General features: G+C 63.1%; 16 protein-coding genes. 14 read left to right on the forward strand and 2 right to left on the reverse strand.

Annotation, left to right across the window (positions count from 1 at the left end):
* Nucleotides 1–31: 31 nt before the first annotated feature.
* From XH87_RS21625 to XH87_RS21645, 5 genes are all read left to right on the forward strand, one after another.
* Nucleotides 32–4,348 carry a strawberry notch-like NTP hydrolase domain-containing protein gene (locus XH87_RS21625; protein WP_271589154.1) on the forward strand — a complete coding sequence of 1,439 codons (4,317 nt, stop codon included), beginning with the start codon at nt 32–34 and terminating at the stop codon, nt 4,346–4,348.
* Nucleotides 4,348–5,409, forward strand: a complete 1,062-nt coding sequence (locus XH87_RS21630) for a DUF7146 domain-containing protein (protein WP_271588803.1) — start codon at nt 4,348–4,350, stop codon at nt 5,407–5,409. Before XH87_RS21625 ends, XH87_RS21630 begins: the two co-directional genes overlap by 1 nt.
* 328 nt (nt 5,410–5,737) lie before the next feature.
* Entirely contained in the window at nt 5,738–6,661 is a 924-nt protein-coding gene (locus XH87_RS21635; protein ID WP_271588804.1) for a DUF2493 domain-containing protein, read from the forward strand.
* A 139-nt stretch (nt 6,662–6,800) separates the two neighbouring features.
* On the forward strand, nt 6,801–7,250 hold the full coding sequence (locus XH87_RS21640) for a hypothetical protein (RefSeq protein ID WP_271588805.1): 450 nt from the start codon (nt 6,801–6,803) through the stop codon (nt 7,248–7,250).
* A 582-nt stretch (nt 7,251–7,832) separates the two neighbouring features.
* A complete protein-coding gene (locus XH87_RS21645; protein WP_018454792.1) occupies nt 7,833–8,153 on the forward strand; it encodes a DUF736 domain-containing protein in 321 nt (106 codons plus the stop codon).
* A 66-nt stretch (nt 8,154–8,219) separates the two neighbouring features.
* On the opposite strand, the gene XH87_RS21650 is transcribed toward XH87_RS21645, so the two are convergent.
* Nucleotides 8,220–8,354, reverse strand: a complete 135-nt coding sequence (locus XH87_RS21650) for a helix-turn-helix domain-containing protein (RefSeq protein WP_442868296.1) — start codon at nt 8,352–8,354, stop codon at nt 8,220–8,222.
* On the opposite strand from XH87_RS21650, the gene XH87_RS21655 reads away from it, so the two are divergent.
* The 5 genes from XH87_RS21655 to XH87_RS21675 all read left to right on the forward strand — a co-directional run bounded on the left by XH87_RS21655 (nt 8,349) and on the right by XH87_RS21675 (nt 10,823).
* Nucleotides 8,349–8,612: a DUF2285 domain-containing protein gene (locus XH87_RS21655; protein WP_271588806.1), complete on the forward strand. Its 264-nt coding sequence runs from the start codon at nt 8,349–8,351 to the stop codon at nt 8,610–8,612. The two genes, XH87_RS21650 and XH87_RS21655, sit on opposite strands and share 6 nt — an antisense overlap.
* Nucleotides 8,613–8,768: 156 nt before the next feature.
* Nucleotides 8,769–8,999 carry a transcriptional regulator domain-containing protein gene (locus XH87_RS21660; RefSeq protein WP_271588807.1) on the forward strand — a complete coding sequence of 77 codons (231 nt, stop codon included), beginning with the start codon at nt 8,769–8,771 and terminating at the stop codon, nt 8,997–8,999.
* 232 nt (nt 9,000–9,231) lie between these two features.
* Nucleotides 9,232–9,504 carry a DUF2285 domain-containing protein gene (locus XH87_RS21665; protein ID WP_271588808.1) on the forward strand — a complete coding sequence of 91 codons (273 nt, stop codon included), beginning with the start codon at nt 9,232–9,234 and terminating at the stop codon, nt 9,502–9,504.
* 133 nt (nt 9,505–9,637) lie between these two features.
* The gene (locus tag XH87_RS21670; RefSeq protein ID WP_036006809.1) at nt 9,638–9,919 is read left to right on the forward strand and encodes a helix-turn-helix transcriptional regulator; all 282 of its coding nucleotides are present in this window, start codon (nt 9,638–9,640) and stop codon (nt 9,917–9,919) included.
* A 22-nt stretch (nt 9,920–9,941) separates the two neighbouring features.
* Nucleotides 9,942–10,823, forward strand: a complete 882-nt coding sequence (locus XH87_RS21675; protein WP_271588809.1) for a replication initiator protein A — start codon at nt 9,942–9,944, stop codon at nt 10,821–10,823.
* A 569-nt stretch (nt 10,824–11,392) separates the two neighbouring features.
* On the opposite strand, the gene XH87_RS21680 is transcribed toward XH87_RS21675, so the two are convergent.
* On the reverse strand, nt 11,393–12,442 hold the full coding sequence (locus XH87_RS21680; protein ID WP_271588810.1) for an IS110 family transposase: 1,050 nt from the start codon (nt 12,440–12,442) through the stop codon (nt 11,393–11,395).
* 278 nt (nt 12,443–12,720) lie between these two features.
* On the opposite strand from XH87_RS21680, the gene XH87_RS21685 reads away from it, so the two are divergent.
* From XH87_RS21685 to XH87_RS21700, 4 genes are all read left to right on the forward strand, one after another.
* Nucleotides 12,721–13,185 carry a DUF2840 domain-containing protein gene (locus tag XH87_RS21685; protein WP_271588811.1) on the forward strand — a complete coding sequence of 155 codons (465 nt, stop codon included), beginning with the start codon at nt 12,721–12,723 and terminating at the stop codon, nt 13,183–13,185.
* On the forward strand, nt 13,182–13,694 hold the full coding sequence (locus tag XH87_RS21690) for a S26 family signal peptidase (protein WP_271588812.1): 513 nt from the start codon (nt 13,182–13,184) through the stop codon (nt 13,692–13,694). Before XH87_RS21685 ends, XH87_RS21690 begins: the two co-directional genes overlap by 4 nt.
* Nucleotides 13,695–13,696: 2 nt before the next feature.
* Nucleotides 13,697–14,590, forward strand: a complete 894-nt coding sequence (locus XH87_RS21695) for a lytic transglycosylase domain-containing protein (RefSeq protein WP_271588813.1) — start codon at nt 13,697–13,699, stop codon at nt 14,588–14,590.
* A 250-nt stretch (nt 14,591–14,840) separates the two neighbouring features.
* On the forward strand, nt 14,841–16,604 hold the full coding sequence (locus tag XH87_RS21700) for a relaxase/mobilization nuclease domain-containing protein (RefSeq protein ID WP_271588814.1): 1,764 nt from the start codon (nt 14,841–14,843) through the stop codon (nt 16,602–16,604).
* The last annotated feature ends 34 nt before the right edge of the window (nt 16,605–16,638 follow it).

Below are 16,638 nucleotides of genomic sequence, written 5' to 3' on the forward strand. Positions count from 1 at the left end.
ACCCGTTCCTGCTCTCCCGAGAAGTCCTGCCATGACCGAATCTCTCGCCGGCGGCGCCGCCGCCGCGCCGCTCTCAATGCGTGCCGCTGCAAGTCTCACCTCAGCCGCCGTCAGGGCCGCCCGACAGCTCTTGACCGATCTCGAACGCGGCCGTCGCATCGATGCAGCCGTCCTGCGTAGCGCCATGGAGGCGGCCTTCGGCGCCTCGGACGCGGCCGGCGCCTGGAACTGGAAGACCGCCTATGACGTCTGCGAGGCGGCAACCGTTCTCTTCCTGCGCAAGTTCGGTCCGGCCATGCGCGCCAGGGCTGGCTCGACCGCCGCGATGCTGCCAATGCTCGCGAGAAACGCGAGCTGTCTGCCGACTCACACGCGACGTTCCGAAGATAGTCAGGCGTTTCAGCAATTTTCAACGCCGATGCCGCTTGGGCTGGCCGCATGCTCCGCGGCCGGCATTACGCCTGCCGACCGCGTTCTGGAGCCATCCGCGGGGACCGGCTTGCTCGCCATCCTGGCCGAGCTCGCCGGCGGCTCTCTGATGTTGAACGAGTTGGCTGAAGGCCGCGCGGCGCTGCTAGATGATTTGTTTGCCAACGTTGAGGTCACGCGGTTCGACGCCGCGCAGATCGATGATCACCTCGATGCGAGGGCCGTACCGAGCGTAGTTCTGATGAACCCGCCGTTCTCAGCGGTGGCGAATGTCAATCGACGAATGGCGGACGCCGCTTTCCGGCACATCGCTTCGGCGCTCGCCCGTCTTGGCGATGGTGGGCGCCTCGTCGCCATCGTTGGCGCGGGCCTTACGCCGGATAACCCGGCTTGGCTAGAGGCCTTTGTTCACCTCCAGGAGCGCGGACGGGTCGTGTTCTCTGCCGCGATCGGCGGCGCCGTCTACGCCAAGCACGGCACTCAGACGGACACGAGATTGCTCGTAATCGACAAGTCGCCCGCTGCCGATCCGAAGGTTTTTCCCGTCTCGCAGAGCATGGCCGGCGATGTCGCCACCTTGCTCAATTGGGTGATCCAGCACGTGCCTCCGAGGCTACCAGTCACCGTTCCGGTCGTGGCCGACATCGTTAGGCGCCCTGCAATGCCCCGATCGGCCGGCGCCATTGCACCAAGCCCCTCGTTCACTTCGGGGAGCGCGCCGGACAGTGTGGAACTTGCGTACGAGATCGTCGAATGGTCGCCGCCAGAAGGCGCCCGCCTCACCGATGCGCTCTATGAGGAGTACGGATTGCAGTCGATCCGTATTCCCGGCTCGTGCGCACATCCGACCAAGCTCGTGCAGTCCGCGGCGATGGCCTCGGTTGCGCCACCGAAACCATCCTATCGTCCGCACCTGCCGGCCAATGTCACGGCAGACGGAGTTCTGTCGGATGCCCAGCTCGAGAGTATCATCTATGCTGGCGAGGCGCATTCCGAGTTTCTGGCGGGCTCTTGGACCGTCGATGCGACCTTTGACGTTGTGGCCGCCGCACGTGACGACGCCGAGAATGCCGTCCGCTTTCGTCGCGGCTGGTTCTTGGGCGATGGCACTGGCGCTGGCAAGGGACGGCAGGTCGCCGGAATCCTGCTCGACAATTGGCTCAAGGGCCTCCGCCGTGCGGTCTGGATCAGCAAATCCGACAAGCTGATCGAAGATGCCCAGCGCGACTGGTCCGCGCTCGGCATGGAGCGACTGCTCGTTACACCTCTGTCCCGGTTTCGCCAGGGCACCCCAATCCGCCTTTCGGAAGGCATCCTTTTTGCCACCTACGCCACGCTACGCACCGACGAGCATGGCGAGAAGCTTTCGCGTGTACGGCAGATCGTCGAATGGTTGGGCTCCGACTTCGACGGAGTGATCGTCTTCGACGAGAGCCATGCCATGCAGAATGCGGTCGGGGGCAAGGGCGAGCGCGGCGACCAGGCGGCCTCTCAGCAGGGGCGCGCAGGCCTGAGGCTCCAGCACGCCTTGCCCAATGCTCGCGTGGTTTACGTGCCAGCGACGGGCGCCACCACGGTCCACAACCTCGCTTATGCCCAACGCCTCGGCCTTTGGGGCGGGGCCGATTTCCCATTCGCCACGCGTGCCGAGTTCGTCGAGGCAATCGAGGAGGGGGGTGTTGCGGCGATGGAGATGCTGGCGCGCGACCTCAAGGCGCTCGGTCTCTACGCTGCCCGCTCATTGTCCTATGAGGGCGTCGAGTACGAACTCGTTGAGCACCAGCTTACGCCGGAGCAGGTTCGCATCTACGACGCCTATGCAGATGCGTTCAGCATCATCCATAACAACCTCGACGCGGCGATGCGGGCCGCCAACATCACCGGCGAAACTGGAACGCTGAACGGGCAGGCAAAATCCGCGGCCCGATCTGTCTTCGAGAGCGCCAAACAGCGCTTCTTCGGCCATCTTTTGACCTCGATGAAGAGGCCGTCGCTCATCCGATCGATCGACCGCGATCTCGACGCCGGCCATGCCGCCGTCATCCAGATTGTCTCAACGGGCGAAGCGTTGATGGAGCGCCGGCTCGCCGAGATCCCGACCGAAGACTGGGGCGACGTCCAGGTCGACATTACTCCGCGCGAGTATGTGCTCGACTATCTCGCCCATTCCTTCCCAGTCCAGCTCTACGAGCCCTTTACCGACTCGGAGGGCAATCTCTGCTCTCGGCCTGTCTATCGCGATGGCCAGCCGGTTGAGAGCCGGGAAGCCGTCGCACGACGCAGCCGCCTCATCGAGAAACTCGCCTCGCTGCCTCCGGTACCGGGTGCGCTGGATCAAATCGTGCAGCGCTTCGGCACCGACATGGTCGCCGAAGTGACCGGCCGCTCGCGACGCATCATCCGCAAGGGTGACCGGTTGGTGGCCGAAAACCGAGCCGGTTCGGCCAATCTCGCTGAGACCTCGGCCTTCATGGACGACGTCAAGCGCATCCTCGTGTTCTCCGACGCGGGCGGCACGGGAAGGAGCTACCATGCCGAACTGTCGGCCCGGAATCGCCGCTTGCGGGTCCATTACTTGCTCGAGCCCGGATGGAAGGCGGATGCCGCGATCCAGGGACTCGGCCGCACGAACCGGACCAATCAGGCGCAGCCGCCGCTGTTCCGGCCCATCGCAACCGACGTGAAGGCCGAAAAGCGCTTCCTCAGCACCATCGCGCGCCGGCTCGACACTCTGGGCGCCATTACGCGCGGCCAGCGCCAGACCGGAGGTCACGGCCTGTTCCGGCCTGAGGACAATCTCGAAAGCCAGTACGGGCGCGACGCTTTGCGCCAACTCTACACGTTGCTCGTCCGAGGCAAGGTCGATGGCTGCTCGCTCGAGAAGTTCGAGGATGCGACCGGCCTGAAGCTGACTGACGCCAATGGGCTCAGGGATGACCTGCCGCCGATTACGACCTTCCTCAACAGGTTGCTCGCGCTCGCCATCGACCTACAGAATATCCTCTTCACCGCCTTCGAGCAGCTGTTGACCGCTCGTATCGACGGCGCGGTCGCGTCGGGTACCTACGACGTCGGGCTGGAAACGCTTCGCGCCGAAAGCTTTGTCGTCACCGACCGGCGGACGATCTATGTCCATCCGCGCACAGGCGCCGAGACACGGCTGCTCAGCATCGTCCAGCGCCAGCGTAACCATCCTGTTGGCTTGGATGATGCCCTTGCTCGTCTTTCCAATCATTCTCTCCTGCTGATCAACGAGCGTTCGGGACGGGCCGCCGTGCAGGTTCCGGCCCCGAGCATCATGCTCGACGACGGCGAGATCGAGCGCCGCGTCCGCCTGATCCGGCCTATGGAAAAGCACCAAGTCCCCTTGAAAATGATGGCGGAGAGCCATTGGGTTGAAGCGGATCGCGAACGTTTTGCCGCGGCCTGGCTGGCGGAGCTTGCCGACGTGCCTGAGTTCACGGAAAGCACGATCCACGTCGTGGTCGGCTTGCTGTTACCCATCTGGAAGCGATTGCCGAACGAATCGACCCGCGTCTATCGTCTCCAGACCGATGCGGGCGAACGCATCATCGGCCGCAAGGTTTCTGCCGCGTGGGTCGCAAACGCCGTCTCGGCGGACGCGCCTACGCTGTCGCTGGATGCTGCTTTTGCCGCGGTGATGGAGGGACGTACCGTCCTCGACCTCGCGGAGGGGCTCCAGCTTCGCCGCGTCCGGGTGATGGGCGCGTGGCGCATCGAGCTGTCGGGATTCAACGACACGATGCGTGATCGCCTCCGCGCTTATGGCCTCTTTGGTGAGATCATCTCCTGGAAGCTGCGGATGTTGGTACCCACGGACGCGAACGGCGTCGCGATCATGGCAAAGGTGCTCGACACCTATCCAGTTGCGCGCATCAGTGAGCGGGAGGCCGCGTGATGTCCCCCGGGCCTTGCGAACTGGCACGCCGCCTCGCGCGCGAGGCCGAGGCAGTGTGCCGCTACTATCTGTCCAATGGCAAGCGGGCGGGGCGGTACTGGGTGGTCGGCGACGCCCGCAACACGCCGGGCCGCTCGATGTTCGTGCGGCTCCAAGAATCGCCAAAGGGCCCCGCCGGCAAGTGGACTGACGCTGCGACCGGCGCGCATGGAGACCTCCTCGACATCATCCGCGAATGCCGGGGTTTGCGCGACTTCAGCGAGGCCGCCGAGGAAGCGAGGCGGTTTCTGAAGCTGCCTCGTCCTGAGCCGCAGCTCGCCTCGAAGCCCGTTCGTTCGGTGGCGCTTGCTGGATCGCAGGAAGCCGCTCGTCGGCTCCTTGCGATATCCAGCCCGATCGAGGGGACGGTGGTCGAGACGTATTTGCAGCGCCGCGGAATAGCCCTTGCCCACCATGATGGCAGCCTGCGCTTCCACCCTCGTTGCTACTATCGACCGGATGAAGATTCGCCGCCCGAAACCTGGCCGGCGATGATTGCCCGCGTCACGGACCTTGAGGGGCGGATCACCGGAGCGCACCGAACCTGGCTCGATCCAGACGGCTTTGATCGCGTGCGGCTCGGCAAGGCTCCGATCGACACGCCACGACGGGCCATGGGCGACCTGCTCGGCAACGCCGTCCGCTTCGGTGTGGTGGACGACGTGCTCGCCGCGGGCGAGGGGATTGAGACCATGCTGTCATTGCGCTGTGTGCTGCCGACTCTGCCTATGGCCGCGGCGCTCTCAGCCAATCACCTCTCAGCCATGTTGCTGCCGTCTAGCCTGCGTCGTCTCTATATCGCCCGGGACGACGATGCAGCCGGAGATGCCGTACAGGCTATCCTCACCAAGCGCGCGCAAGAAGCCGGCGTTGAAGCGATCACATTGTCGCCCCGGCTGGGCGATTTCAACGAAGACCTCCACATCTTCGGTCTCGCGACACTCAGAGCAGAGATGCGGCTTCAACTCGTACCAGAGGACGTCGTCCGCTTCCTGCATTCGTCGACGGTAGCCGCAGAATAGGCCGGTGCTTCGATCGACGTTGATGGGTCGCTCATAACGAGACCATTGCCGGAAGAGGACGCGACCTCGGCCTTCTAGAGGGCGATCGGACGGCAAGCGGACCGGGCCGGCAATGGCTACGCCCGGCTATTTTCCGCCGCGCGCCGGCGATGAGAAGACACATTAGCCATCTGAGCCGCGCGCTTTGCATCGCGAAGCAAAATAGCCGGCCTCCGCCATCCTCCGCTGCCGCTTCGGCCCTTCGGGTTCTGGCCCGTTCCGCCCGCCGTCTGAGTGATCGCCACGAAGGCCGCGATGGGCGCGGCCGATCCGGCAAAGGACCTCTTCCATGACTGACCACGACGATATCGAACCGCCGCACGGCGTATCTCCGACCGATCACGTTCTCACTGAATTGCAGCTCTTCGGCTACCGTCCATTCGACGACCAACCCGATCCACGGCCACTTCCCGAGGGCAAGATCGTCGCCGGGGCCGTTGCCGACATCTTTGATGCCCTGGTCGCAACATTCAGCGACACACGGCTCGAGCCGGACCTTGCCGATCTGCTCTGGTCGACCGTCAACCTGTTCCATCGTGCCGTCGACCGCATCGGACGCCAACTTGACGATAACGAACAGGCGCAACAGAAGAGCCAGCGCGAGCAGAACGGCTCGGAAGTACGATCAGTCGAACTCGAGCGCCTCACGGCGGAAGGCATTTCGTTGATCGAGCGTCGCAACTGCCTCGAACTCTTCCGCGATCAGGCCACAGAGCGCTTCGAGACTCACACCGGATGGTCCTGGCGCCCCCGATCGGGATCGCTGGTGAACCACCGCAGGCTGACCGCAGCAATGATCGACTCTCGCGACTTCATCGCTGCCAAGCGTCGCGCTGAAACCGAGGTCTTGTTGCCGCCAGGACCGAAGATCGCACTTACCGGCGGGCTCGATTTCAACGATCACCATCTCATCTGGGACCGCCTCGACAAGGTCTACGCCAAGCATCCCGACATGGTCCTGCTCCACGGCGGCTCGCCCAAAGGTGCGGAGCTTATCGCCTCGAAATGGGCGACCAATCGCAAGGTACCTCAGATCGCCTTCAAGCCTGACTGGACAAAGCACGCCAAGGCAGCACCGTTCAAGCGCAACGACGCCATGCTCGAACTCCTGCCGATCGGCGTCATGCACTTCCCGGGCACGGGAATCCAGGACAACCTGGCGGACAAAGCGAAGCGCCTCGGCATTCCCGTCTGGAGGTTCGGCGGCGCGTGAGCGCCGTCTTCTCGCCTCCAGACGCTAAAGCGGAGTTGCATGCGCCGCAACTCCGCCTCGTTTCGATTTTAGGTCTGAACTTGCGCCGTGGTGGTGGTGGAAGGCGCGACTGTAGATTTATGCACACGGAGCCACCACCATGCTCGCCATTGGGCTTGTTCTCAACACACTTGGCATTGGCTTGTTCTGCTGGGCGATCTTTGCGCTCGCTGTGTATGCCTTGCCGTTTTTTGTCGCACTGAGTATCGGGATGACGGCGTTTCAGAGCGGCGCCGGCCTCATTGGTGCGCTGCTTATCGCGACGGCCGGCGGTGCGCTGACGCTCGTCCTCGGCCAAGTCGCTGTCGCAATTACCCGGTCCTTGGCTTTGCGCATCGCGATCGCCACAGCATTTGCTATTCCCGCCGCCGTTGCCGGCTATCATGTGATGTTCGCCGTGTCCCAGTTCGCGGTGCCTTCGTTGGCTTGGCGCGAGGTCTTCGCTTGCGGGGGCGCGGTTTGCATCGGCGTCACGTCATGGACGCGCTTGATCGTTCTGGCGGAGACCCGCCCGTTCGAGCCGGGTGGGGTGGTGGAGAATCCGTCCTAACCAGTTCTTACGGCCGGAAGGCCCGAGGGATGTCCGTTTACCGCTGTCATCGTCGAACAGGTTCGCGTAGATCGGCGCGCTGAACGGGGATGATCGAGACCTGAGCGCGGGAGAGGCAGTCCTCCTCGGAGCTCCTCGATCAAGCCGCCGGCATTTCGGTCTAGCCCACGCAGCCGCGGCGGAGCGGCGTTGCCTCGATCCGTTCTTGCGAGACGATACCGCCCTTTGCAGCAGATTGTTTCTCTTTCCGCGCTGAATCGTTCCGACCTCTTGTTCAGCAAAACCGAGGTAAGCCATGTCTTCTCCTGAGATTGCGGTTCAGCACGCGGACGCACGTGGCCTCGTTGATGGCTTGATCTGGCCGAAGACCGGCTTCGCCTCGATCGCCTGAGCCGCAACACCGTTGTTGCGACTTTCTTCCCCTGGGCTTCGCCCATTCCTCGCGAGGCAAGAAAGTCGCAACAACGGTGTCCTCCGCTGCGCTCCGGCCCGCGAGCGGGTGCGTCGTCGATCGTCTTCGGCCTGCAGATCGCCATCGAGGCCGCGGTGGTCGCGGGCTCGAAACACAACAGGAGAAGTGATATGGCTAACATCGGTTCTTTCAAGAAGGTCGGCAACGATTTCCAGGGCGAGATCGTCACCCTGAGCCTACAAGCCAAGGGCGTCCGCATCGTCGCCGAGACGAACCGGTCCAACGACAACGCCCCCAGCCACCGCATCTACGTGGGCCGGGCCGAGATCGGGGCCGCCTGGTCGAAGCGCTCCGAAGAGGGCCGCGACTACCTCTCGCTCAAGCTCGACGACCCTTCCTTCAACGCTCCGATCTACGCGAACCTTTTCGACGACGAAGGCGGCGAAGGCTACACGCTCCTCTGGTCGCGGCCGCGCAAGAACGGCGAGTAAGCTCGCTCAATCAAGCCCTGTCCGGTTCGCCGGGCGGGGCTCTTCGCGGCTGGCCTGAGGTGCGGATTACGATTTGCTAAGCCGCGCAACCCTTTTGAGCAGGTCTCCGGGTTCGACCCCTAATGCTTCAGCAATTTGCCCGAGCATAGTGACGCTTGCTGATACGTCGCCACGCTCGATGGCGCCAACATAACGATGCAGAAGCTAGCCCTAGATCCAGACGTAGCGGTCAGTGCGCCGAACGAGCCGACGTTGACGGCCTATGACGAACAGCATGTTGTCACGTACGTTCGCCTTCTGGAGGCCGAAGGTGAGGGGGGCGGACTGGCGCGAATGGTCTTACATAGGGACCCCGAGCGAGAACCGGACCACGCCCGGAGCGCATATCAGAGTCATCTTGCACGCGCCAAATGGGTGACCGAGCAAGGGCGCCTCTTACGCGGCACCGGCTCGAAATAGAAGAAAATCGCCGGCTGGCGACCAGCGGGCAGAACTGTTTTCTTTTGCTGACCGGTGGTCATTCCGACGCACCACGTGGTGCCAAACTAGGGCTTCCTATAACCGCCTCGTTCATACCTATTGTGCCGCAATCCCGTGTGCAATAGGGCGAAAGCAATGCCTGAATTCGACTGGCGGTCGCCGGAATCCTACAAAAGCCTACAAGACGCTGAAATCACCGGCATCGTCTGGGAATGTCTTCGCCGCAACGCGGACTATCGGCGCGAGTACGAGGTGATGATTGCCAAGAGTCCGAACGGCGAAGTGACGGAGGAGTTCAGGAGGCGGTGGGGCATCTGCTTTCGCACGATCTTTTGGGCGCCCGAGGTTCGGCGGTCGTTCCGGTGACGGTTGCCTTGACGGCCGATCTCGGGTCGGCGTCTCAGCCACTGCTTGACCTTACAGCTGGCCAGGTGCGCCGCGCCGTCGACGGCTGACATGCCGTGCTGCGCATCGGTGCGGTAGATCACAGTATCTGGTCCAAAGAGCCGCCGGTGCCAGCCGGGTCATACACGGCCGAATTGCCGTTTGATGGCGATTTCGACGCGCGTGTGTATGCGGCCGCAGGCTGTGGCGTGCGATGAATGGACGCGCGCCAGGTCCTGCATTTCATCACTTATCTAAACAGCGGCGCGAACGGCTGAGCGCCGCGATCCGCGCACTCGACGCACATAGCGCCGGCGGAAGTTATCGCGTTATCGCCGAAGCGCTCTTCGGCAAAGAGCGAATCCCCGACCGTGCCTGGAAGACGCATGATCTGCGCAATCGAACGGTCCGCCTGGTGCAAGGCCGCCTCGCGTTGATGCGCGGTGGTTACCGCAAACTACTGCGGCCTGGGCGCTGGGACGAATAGCCCTCTGCTTAGGGGGTATCGAAAATCGACTCCTCAAAATTCGGCATCCCCCTCCGATATCGCGCTTCTCCATGATGACCGCACGCGCGCCGCCACCGCTCTGCCTGGTGCGCTGTCCTCTTGGAGTTCTCAAATGCCCGATCCGATGGCCGGTCTACCCCCGCGCTTCCTGCGTACACCTGAGGCCGCGCGTTATCTTGGCCTGTCCGGTCGCACGCTGGAGAAGCACCGCACGTACGGTACTGGACCAACGTATCGGAAAATTGGCGGGCGTGTCGTTTACGCAGTCGATGACCTGAAAGCGTGGGCCGACCTCGGCGCCAAGACGTCGACGTCCGACCCCGGAAAGGGGACCGTGCTGCCGGCCAAGAAGCACCCGGCGCTGCGGCCGTATGCAGGCCAAGAACGTCGCTGATTGCCGCGTGAGAGTATTGACCATGCGGCGCAAGCACCATTCCGAGCGCGACCAACTCGAACTCTTTCGGGCGCTGCCCGGCGATCTCGCGCCGCGCGACGCGCAGGATCTGATGGCCTATCCGTTCTTTTCGTTCGCAAAGACAAAGCGGATCATGCCGATCGATTTCCGTGCGGGTGCGATCGCAATTCGTGTCGAACCGGTGCCAAAACACGACGTGGCTACCATCTGGGATGCAGACGTTCTGATTTGGGCCGCTTCTCAGATCGTCCAAGCCCGTGAGGCCGGCTTGAAGACGTCGCGCCTGATGGCTGCGACGCCTTACGAGATTCTGACGTTTGTCGGCCGCGGCACCAGCGCACGCGACTATGACCGGCTTAAGGCCGGCCTCGACAGAATGCAGTCAACGACCGTGCTGACATCGATCCGCCAGCCGGCAGAACGGCGACGGCATCGCTTCCCCTGGATCAACGAGTGGAAGGACACGGCCGATGCAAATGGTCGCCTATTCGGTATCGAATTGATCCTGCCTGATTGGTTCTATGCCGGCGTCATCGATGATGCACTCGTGCTGACCATCGACCGCGCCTATTTCGACCTGACGGATGGACTTGAGCGCTGGCTCTACCGGCTCGTGCGCAAGCACGGTGGGCGCCAGGACGGCGGCTGGAGTTTTGATCTTGTGCACCTCCATGCCATGTCCGGCATCCTCTCACCGCTCAAGCACTTCGCTTACGACGTGCGCCAGATCGTTCAACGTCAGACGTTGCCCAGCTATCAGCTCGTGCTCACGCGCGATCCGAACGGCACGGAGCGACTGAACTTCGCACCTACGCCTGTTGATCCCTTAACGGCACGCCTGCGCCGGCGCGGTCTCATTTCAAATTCGGAGGACAATTTGTGAATCAGCTGGTGCTATCGGGGACTGCAACCCTCGTGCTATCGGGAACCCGATCCTCGTGCTATCGGGGACCGGAGCCGAGCTTAAGAGCTTGTTTCTTCGCCCTTTCCAGCCGCTCTAACGTACTGACACTAACTTCTTGGTGTGAATCAGTGCGTTGTGAACAAGTCGGTCGTGCATCCAGCGAGGATGCCTCATGCGCTGACTCTCTCACGCGCAGAGCTCGCGTTTCTTTTTTCGAACGCACGTGTGCGAGCGCTATCGCGCGCAACGCCACGCGATCACCAGCATCGTCGTCACCGCATCACACCCGTTGCTTTCCCTTGCGGCAGCTCGCTCGTCGAGGAGAATTTGCTAACATCCGTGGTTGGCACAACGGCCACCACATGCCGGAATCTGCAGAATGGGCGGTCAGGCTAACCAGCGGCGTGCTTGATGGCTTCAAAGATGTGCACGAAGCCGCCGGCAAGAAAAGTTGCTATCTCACCCGAATCCCCGTCCCCTTGGGAGACGCCGCTCCGCCGTGGCGGAAGGAAAAGGCACGCGTGGAAGCGGCCGGGTCGCGGAGGCCCTCAAACCGCCGCAGCGACCCGGCCGCGCTTGCCGCCGGCGCCAAGCCGGAACGTCGTGCCACTGGTCCAGATCTTGTGCAACACCACGGCGAGCGCGCGCGCAACGGCCGTCGCCGCGCGCTTGAGACCCTTCTTCCTGGCGAGCCGCAGGCCCCACAGCCGCCGCTTAAAGTTCTTCGGAATGCGCGTCAGGATCGCAATCGCTGCCTCGTACAGCATCGCCCGCGTCAGCTCGTCGCCGCATTTGGAGATGCCGCCGATGCGGTCGGTCTGCCCGGATTGGTATCGCCGCGGCGTCAAGCCGAAATGCGCGCCGACATTGGTCGACCTCTTGAATCGCGCCGGGTCGTCGACGGTGGCGCGGAAGGTCAGCGCCACGAGCGCGCCGACACCGGGCACGGTCATCATCCGCCGCACAGCAGTGTCGCTGCGCGCCGCCGCCAGCGCCAGCCGATGCAGCTTTGCCAGCTGCAGCCGCATGGCGCTGCGGGCGTCCGGCAACGGCGTGACGATGGCCTCCAAATCCTTCTTCCCGGCCATGATCTCGCGCACCCGCGCTTCAAAGCGGCCGACCGACATCCCGCCGATCTTCAGCCCAAACGGGCGCAACAGGCCGAGGATCATGTTCTCCATGTCGAGGACCTTGCTGAGCATCGCCTTGCGCCCGACGAGCAGCGCCCGCAGCGTCTGCGCGCCTTCCGACTTGACATGGACCGCCCGGAACCAGCCGGTTCGCATCATCTGCGCGATGCCCTTGGCGTCGTTGCGATCGGTCTTGTTCAGCATCACATTCAGCGCCGCCTTGGCATGCCGGGTCTCGATACAGGTCACGGGAAGGCCCTTTTCACTGAGCACCGTGAACAGCCAGGCGCTGTACGAGAAGGCTTCCAGCCCGACACGCTTGAGGTGGTTGCCCCATTCTGCCAGAAACAGCTCGATCGCGTCCGGATCCGTCTCGAGCTTGACCTCCCGGACGACCTTGCCATCACCCTCCACCACGCAAACGTTCGTCGCCTCCACCGACACGTCGAGCCCTGCATAGAAGTCCATCGTTCGCCTCCACCGCAGATCGCCGAAACGCACCGCGCGTCCCGTTCGCGAATCGTTATGAGGCATCATCGCCGCAACGCGGCCGGCCAGGGGGCACAAGTCAGTACCCCCGCTAACCAGAAATCCTTCGGATTTCTTCTAACGGACCATGCCGAAAGATGCCTTGGAGGCAACCGGCAACGGCGGGCCGTCAATCCTACTTGCCTTCAAGAGCCGCACACGCCCCTCAACGATCCCAAAGCTCACGGCTCCAGGTTCAAGCTTCTGGGAGCGGCGGCATGAGCGATCTCACCGAAGTTGAAGTGCTTTGGCTTGAGAAGCGCATCGAGAACCGCATTCGGTTCGGTCGTATCGTCAACGAACGCAAGCTTGATCGTCACAGGCGTGTCCTGTCATTTGCACCGGGTAGCATCTTTGCTTTCGTCCGTTGGACCTCCAACGACTTTGGCACGATCATCTCGCGGATTGACATCTTGCGCGCCGTCGCGCCGGGACAGCGCTGCTCGACCGTGCCGTATGTGAAGCCGGGCGGGGAGATTTTACTGCGGCTCTCCGGTTGGCCGAAGGTCGAACGGGTGCTGCAGATGGTCGACGCCGTCGAAGCGCTTGGCGTCGATCCTGCCGACGTCGCTCCCGATCATTGGCATCACGTTCACAACCGTCTGTTCGTCAACGAAAACCCGCGCCCCTATACAAAAGCTCGTCACCAGGCATGGCTTCACCGGCAGAGGGTCATGCGATGACACCAAGGCTCAAGACGTTGACCACGATGCTCGGCGGTGCTGTCGCACTTATCGCGCCAATCGTTCTGGAGACTACGCCGGCCTACATCTGGAATGCATCCGAGAGCGTACCGATCGGGCTCTACCGTGTGCAGCCGGCTGACAAATTATTCGTTACGGAACTCCTCGCCGTACAGCCACCGGAGCCGCTCGCGACTTTCCTCGACCTGAATGGCTATCTGCCAGCCGGATTGCCGATGCTCAAACGCGTCCTGGCGCTTCCCGGGCAGACCGTTTGCCGAAGCGGGCTCACCATTTCGGTTGACGCCATCGAAGTGGGCCAAGCCCGAGATCGCGATGGACGCGGTCGACCGCTTCCGAAATGGCAGGGCTGCCGAGTCGTTGGTGACGGCGAACTCTTTGTCATGAACTGGCAGTCCACCAACTCGCTGGATGGCCGCTATTTCCGGTTTTTGCCGGCATCGGCCGTTCTTGGGCGTGCGCTTCCGGTGTGGACTTGGGAGGATTGACCATGCGTGTATCGAGTTTCCGATCAGCTATTCCTCTGTTCGGCCAAGTGCTGCACCATTCCTCCATCCCGGCCGTCAATTGCGAAGCCGCCGCGCGCAGCGGCGGTCCAGGGCGGCCGAATGGCCGGCGCGAAGCCGCTTTACCCTGGACGGGAGCGAGCACGGCGGCACGCTTGCGTTTGTTCGAGGCGAGCCTGCGCGCTGTCATACCGTTGTTCATTGCGCTGACCGTGAGTAACGCCGCTGCTGTCGCCGAGACGCGAACCGCGGAGCCTTCAGCGAGTCATCGAGCTGGCGATCCGTTTGCGGAGTTTGTCGAGCAGGCCTCGCGCCGCTTCGGCGTGCCGGTGCGCTGGATACGCGCAGTCCTGGACGTCGAAAGCGCACAAGACGTGTTTGCCAGGTCACCGAAAGGTGCCATGGGGCTGATGCAGATAATGCCAGAGACGTGGTCAGAGCTACGTCTGCGGTACAACCTCGGCGACGATGCCTACGATCCCCATGACAACATTCTTGTGGGGACAGCGTACCTTCGCGAACTGCACGACCGGTATGGTTCACCGGGTTTCCTAGCGGCCTACAATGCAGGACCTACTCGCTACGAAGAGCATCTCGCCGGCCGTCCATTGCCCGCTGAAACCCAGATCTATCTCCAGAAGCTTGTGCCGATCATGGGTGGCGACTTTGCAGGTTCCTGTGCGGTCGCGAGTCTGCGGCCATCGGGAGGAGCGCTCTTCGTTGTGCGGTCCGAAAGTTCAACGACCGCGGTCCGGCTGCAGCCTGGGCGCCCAACGAACCGAGCTTCAACGGCCGTCACCATCCACGACATTTCAGCCGTTGCGCCACAGGCAACAGGGTTGTTCGTCCTGAGATCTGGTGCGGGAGGCTCACGATGAGCGAATTCGCGAGTTCGCATGCATTAGCGCGGCCTGGAGAAGAATGGGCAGAAAGGCGAGCGCAGTGGGGAGGCACGACAGCAGGACGGCGAGATAAAAGGGGCTCGCCGGTCGAACCGCAAGCCATTGGCATGGCTTGGGTTCTGGCGTGCCGGTCGGTCGGGGCGCGTGCCGCGCCTTTCATTTCGGCGAATGCAATCAAAGGCGTTTTCGGCACCGTGTGCGTTTTTGATAGTTGGGAGGCCCCGCCGTGAGCGTGGGCGACAGCGACCTGCGTATTCGGCCTGGGCGCATCCGCAGCACCCGCGCGCCAAAGCCTAAGAGCTTCATCAACCAGGTGCTGCGGGCGGCGAAGAAGGCTGGGCACACCTCGGGGCAGACCGTGGTGAGCAGGCGTTCGGCGGCTCATGGGCGCTCGACGTTTGGCCGCGGCCGGCTGTCGTTTAGCCGCGCCAGATTGTTCAGCCCGACGCGGCGCGTCGTGGTGAAGGCGCGCGTGGTTCGTCACAAGGGGCGAGCCTTCCGTTCGGCACCACTGACCGCCCACCTCTCATATCTGAAGCGCGACGGCGTGGCCCGGAGTGGCAAGCGGGCCGAGATGTTCGATGCCGGCGGCGACCGTGCCGATAGCGCTGCTTTCGCAGAACGGTGCAAGGACGACCGGCATCATTTCAGGTTCATCGTCTCACCAGAGGATGCCGGCGACATGACCGACCTTAGGGCCTTCACCCGCGATCTCGCCAAGCAGATTGAGACCGATCTCGGCACGCGGCTCGATTGGGTGGCTGTCGATCATTGGAATACCGACAACCCTCACGTCCATTTTCTCGTTCGGGGAGTAGATGAGGAAGGGAAAGATCTCGTCATCGCCCGCGACTACATCAGCCAGGGGCTGCGCTCACGAGCCGAGGAACTGGTCGCCATCGAACTGGGTCCAAAACCCGAGCACGAAATCCGCAATTCGCTGGAGAGGGAAGTCACGGCGGAACGATGGACGCGGCTCGATCGGGAGATCCGGCTGGCGGCAGATGAGACCGGCACTATCGATCTTCGCCCAGAGAATCTCGGCAGCTCCGATTCCGAGATCCTGCGCCTGATGGTCGGTCGCCTTCAACACCTGGAGAAGATGGGCCTTGCCGCACCTGCCGCGCCAGGGGAATGGATGGTCGGGCTCGAGGCCGAGCGCAGCTTGCGCGACCTCGGTATGCGCGGCGACATCATCAAAACAATGCACCGGGCCTTTACCGAGCGTGGAGGAGCCCGCGGCGTTGCCGATTTCGTCATCGAGGGCGGACAGCCGACATCTCCGATTATCGGACGACTGGTCGACCGTGGACTTCATGACGAACTGACCGGCGAAGCTTATGCCCTGATCGACGGAACAGACGGACGGGCGTACCACGTGCGCTTTCGAGGAGTAGAGGCTTTCGAACACGCTCCGCCAATCGGCGGAATCGTCGAAGTCCGACGCTTCGGTCAAACCGGCGATCCGCGGCCGACCGTGGTGCTCGCAACCCGTTCCGATCTCGATCTCCGTGAGCAGATCACTGCGAGAGGAGCAACCTGGCTCGACCATCGGCTGGTCGAACGTGATCCCATGCCGCTCGCCATGGGCGGGTTCGGCCGCGAGACCCGCGACGCCATGGAAGCCCGTACCGAGCATCTGATCCAGGAGGGTCTGGCGCGGCGGCAGGGCCGACGCATCATCCTGCAGCGCGACCTCCTGGACACGTTGCGCCGACGTGAACTGGACGAGGTGGCCGCAAAGGTCTCGGCCGACACCCGCCTGCCTCATGTGAACGCCGCGTCCGGGGAGCACGTGGCGGGAACGTATCGCCAGCGGCTGACACTCACCTCCGGGCGTTTTGCGATGATCGACAGCGGTCTTGGCTTCCAGCTCGTGCCCTGGTCGCGCGAACTCGAGAAGAGGCTCGGCCAACACGTAACCGGCGTTGTGAAGGACGGCGGCGGCATCGAATGGGGTTTTGGTCGCAAGCGCGACCTCGGCCTCTAGCAATCTCTCCAATTCAGTTGCGGAAGGGCGTTCG

The sequence above is a fragment of the Bradyrhizobium sp. CCBAU 53415 genome, from assembly GCF_028128735.1.
GTDB lineage: Bacteria > Pseudomonadota > Alphaproteobacteria > Rhizobiales > Xanthobacteraceae > Bradyrhizobium.

Coding starts and splice junctions, on each gene's coding strand:
- XH87_RS21630 (WP_271588803.1), top strand. CDS start 4,348: ATGTCCCCCGGGCCTTGCGAACTGGCACGCCGCCTCGCGCGCGAGGCC.
- XH87_RS21640 (WP_271588805.1), top strand. CDS start 6,801: ATGCTCGCCATTGGGCTTGTTCTCAACACACTTGGCATTGGCTTGTTC.
- XH87_RS21645 (WP_018454792.1), top strand. CDS start 7,833: ATGGCTAACATCGGTTCTTTCAAGAAGGTCGGCAACGATTTCCAGGGC.
- XH87_RS21680 (WP_271588810.1), bottom strand. CDS start 12,442: ATGGACTTCTATGCAGGGCTCGACGTGTCGGTGGAGGCGACGAACGTT.
- XH87_RS21670 (WP_036006809.1), top strand. CDS start 9,638: ATGCCCGATCCGATGGCCGGTCTACCCCCGCGCTTCCTGCGTACACCT.
- XH87_RS21635 (WP_271588804.1), top strand. CDS start 5,738: ATGACTGACCACGACGATATCGAACCGCCGCACGGCGTATCTCCGACC.
- XH87_RS21655 (WP_271588806.1), top strand. CDS start 8,349: ATGCAGAAGCTAGCCCTAGATCCAGACGTAGCGGTCAGTGCGCCGAAC.
- XH87_RS21675 (WP_271588809.1), top strand. CDS start 9,942: ATGCGGCGCAAGCACCATTCCGAGCGCGACCAACTCGAACTCTTTCGG.
- XH87_RS21625 (WP_271589154.1), top strand. CDS start 32: ATGACCGAATCTCTCGCCGGCGGCGCCGCCGCCGCGCCGCTCTCAATG.
- XH87_RS21695 (WP_271588813.1), top strand. CDS start 13,697: ATGCGTGTATCGAGTTTCCGATCAGCTATTCCTCTGTTCGGCCAAGTG.
- XH87_RS21690 (WP_271588812.1), top strand. CDS start 13,182: ATGACACCAAGGCTCAAGACGTTGACCACGATGCTCGGCGGTGCTGTC.
- XH87_RS21685 (WP_271588811.1), top strand. CDS start 12,721: ATGAGCGATCTCACCGAAGTTGAAGTGCTTTGGCTTGAGAAGCGCATC.
- XH87_RS21665 (WP_271588808.1), top strand. CDS start 9,232: ATGAATGGACGCGCGCCAGGTCCTGCATTTCATCACTTATCTAAACAG.
- XH87_RS21660 (WP_271588807.1), top strand. CDS start 8,769: ATGCCTGAATTCGACTGGCGGTCGCCGGAATCCTACAAAAGCCTACAA.